The sequence below is a fragment of the Ruegeria sp. AP12 genome (genome assembly GCF_056540025.1).
In genome coordinates this window covers 1-2400 of the sequence record NZ_JBQFVZ010000027.1, presented here as the reverse complement: position 1 = coordinate 2400, position 2400 = coordinate 1, and the positions used below count along the sequence as shown (strand labels likewise).

The window sequence follows — 2400 nt, the reverse complement described above, 5'->3', positions numbered from 1 at the left end:
AGAGCATGCCCTTCGTAGGACGCGGTGGTTTTTAGCCGTCCTGCGTTGCGTTCCCTTGATATCTGCGTTCCGAGGACCAATGAGGGCTGGATTTGGACGAGCGGGATGGGCCGCAGCCAGCACGGTGTGCGGTTGTGGTCGCAAACTTGGGACTGAGGCGCGGGGTTCATGCAGCAGCCCTCGCAGATCCTGGCGGCGCTCTGGGATGTTGCGCGGGCGCGAAGGTGTCGACGATGATCAATCGGCCACCGCAGCATGGGCATGGCATCGCGAGGACGCGGGTGGGCGCATCGGCACTCTCGATCGTGTCATCGCGAGCGAGACCTGGAACTGGTGTTTCGTCTCCGAGCAGGTCCCTGATCCGGGCGATATTGGCGGCACGGGCGCCGTTGCCGAAGAAGCCGTAATGGCGAATGCGGTGCTGGCCCTTTGGCAGGGCATGGATCAGGAACCGGCGGATGAATTCCCCGGTTGCGAGCGTCATGGTGGTATGCCGTCCGGCGCCATTGACGCGGTAATTCTTGACGCGGAAGGTGACGGTGGTCTCATCGAACCGGATCAGGCGACTGTTGGATATCGCGCTGCGGTGGGTGTAGCGCGATAAGTAGGGTCAGGATGCATTGATTTCCCGAGCGCTGCGTGATTCACGGCTCCGAAAACAGAGCGGTGACATGAGCAATCTTTTCTGGCTGACCGACGCACAGATGGCGCGTCTGAAACCCTACTTTCCAAAGTCGCACGGTAAGCCAAGGGTCGACGACAGGCGGATTCTGAGCGGGATAATTTTCATCAACCGCAATGGGTTAAGGTGGCGCGACGCTCCTGAAGCCTATGGCCCACACAAGACGCTTTATAGCCGTTGGAAGCGCTGGAGCGAAAAGGGCATATTCGCGCGGATGATGGTGGGGCTAGCTGCCGAGCACGGCGAACAGAAGACAGTCATGATCGACGCGACCTACCTGAAGGCACATCGAACAGCGACCAGCATGGCCGCTAAAAAGGGGGGCGCGGTCGCCTGATTGGCCGGACCAAAGGTGGTATGAACACCAAGCTTCACGCCATTTGCTACAGCCAGGGACGACCGCTCGACCTCTTCATCACCGCCGGACAGGTCAGTGACTATATCGGCGCACGGGCATTGCTGGGCGGTTTGCCAAAGGTCGAATGGCTGCTCGGAGACCGAGGCTACGACGCCGACTGGTTCAGAGATGCGTTGAAAGACAAAGGGATACGCGCCTGCATCCCTGGACGAAAACAGCGCAAGAAGACCGTGAAATACGACAAGCGCCGATACAAACGGCGCAACCGCATTGAGATCATGTTCGGCAGGCTCAAAGACTGGAGACGCGTGGCAACCCGCTACGACAGGTGTCCCAAGGTCTTCCTCTCGGCCATCGCGCTCGCAGCCGTCGTCATCTACTGGTTATGAATCCTGACCCTAGGGATCGTTTGGCGTCGGGCGGGAACAACTGCGCGCGATGCGCCTGTAGTCGTTCAGACAACCGCTGGGCGTGATCGCCAACCAGAAGGTCGATCCGTTCCTGCGTATGGCCAGATTGCTGCGCCTCCGATACGGTGGCACCTGCGGTTGCTTGCTCCATCTCTGCCCTCTTTTGGCGCTTCGTTGTTACGCTTGCCGCCGTTTTATTCACTGCTTTCCGTAAGTAATGGGGCAGAACCTACGATTCTTGCAAGTGTTATTTCCATATCCTGTGGCCTCAAAGGCCTGCACCACAAGTCAATCGGGCTTGACTTGGGCTATAGGTATGACCAAGTATGACCTTGGAGGCCCGATATGACCATCAAAACCACGCTCAGTTTCACCGATCGCCACCACCGATTCCTCAAAGATAAAGTGGGGCAGGGGGTCTATGCCTCGGCCTCGGCCGCTGTTGCTGCGGCGGTTGAGCGGATGATTGAGGATGATGAGGTCCGCGAGGTCGCTTTGGACGCGATGGCCGACGAAATCCGCCGTCGGGCGGCAACCCCGCGCTCGGAATTTTTCGAACATGACGACGTTTTTGCTCCTGCAATGCGCCGTCTGGACCGCAAAGGGTGACGTATCGACTGCGCTACCACCCGTCGGTGGCGGATGATCTGACAAACATTTCGGAACTGATCGAAGAGTATGCCGGCCCACATATCGCGCGCCGTAAGCTGGCGGAGATTGCCGAGGTCGCGCAAAGCCTTCGTACTCTACCCCATATCGGTACACTGCGTGATCATATCCTGCCGGGCCTGCGCGCCATCCCAGCGGCCCGCCGCGCGGTGATCGCCTTTACAGTCTATGACGAAGCCCGAGAAGTCTACGTGTTGTCGATCACTTACGGTGGAGCTGACTGGATCACTCGTGCGGGACGCCGCAGCTAAAGTTTCACCCCAACAAGTCCGCTGCCGGGG

Annotated in this window: 3 protein-coding genes and 2 pseudogenes; 3 read left to right on the top strand and 2 right to left on the bottom strand. The window is 59.1% G+C overall.

Going from position 1 to position 2400, the window contains the following annotated elements; all coding sequences use genetic code 11:
• Positions 1-166: 166 nt before the first annotated feature.
• Positions 167-607: pseudogene (locus ACR0E6_RS20830) on the bottom strand (transposase); the annotation flags it as partial.
• A gap of 64 nt (positions 608-671) precedes the next feature.
• Here ACR0E6_RS20830 and ACR0E6_RS20825 point away from each other — a divergent pair.
• A protein-coding gene (locus ACR0E6_RS20825; protein WP_480536684.1) for an IS5 family transposase occupies positions 672-1429 on the top strand; the annotation gives its coding sequence in 2 pieces (ribosomal slippage) (positions 672-996 and positions 996-1429; 759 coding nt in all).
• 10 nt (positions 1430-1439) lie between these two features.
• Here ACR0E6_RS20825 and ACR0E6_RS20820 read toward each other — a convergent pair.
• Positions 1440-1601 (bottom strand): annotated as a pseudogene (locus ACR0E6_RS20820) (plasmid partitioning protein RepA); the annotation flags it as partial.
• 194 nt (positions 1602-1795) lie between these two features.
• On the opposite strand from ACR0E6_RS20820, the gene ACR0E6_RS20815 reads away from it, so the two are divergent.
• Both ACR0E6_RS20815 and ACR0E6_RS20810 read left to right on the top strand, forming a co-directional pair.
• On the top strand, positions 1796-2059 hold the full coding sequence (locus tag ACR0E6_RS20815) for a type II toxin-antitoxin system ParD family antitoxin (RefSeq protein WP_480536679.1): 264 nt from the start codon (positions 1796-1798) through the stop codon (positions 2057-2059).
• Entirely contained in the window at positions 2056-2370 is a 315-nt protein-coding gene (locus tag ACR0E6_RS20810; protein ID WP_480536680.1) for a type II toxin-antitoxin system RelE/ParE family toxin, read from the top strand. Before ACR0E6_RS20815 ends, ACR0E6_RS20810 begins: the two co-directional genes overlap by 4 nt.
• Positions 2371-2400: the final 30 nt, after the last annotated feature.

Coding starts and splice junctions, on each gene's coding strand:
- ACR0E6_RS20815 (WP_480536679.1), top strand. CDS start 1,796: ATGACCATCAAAACCACGCTCAGTTTCACCGATCGCCACCACCGATTC.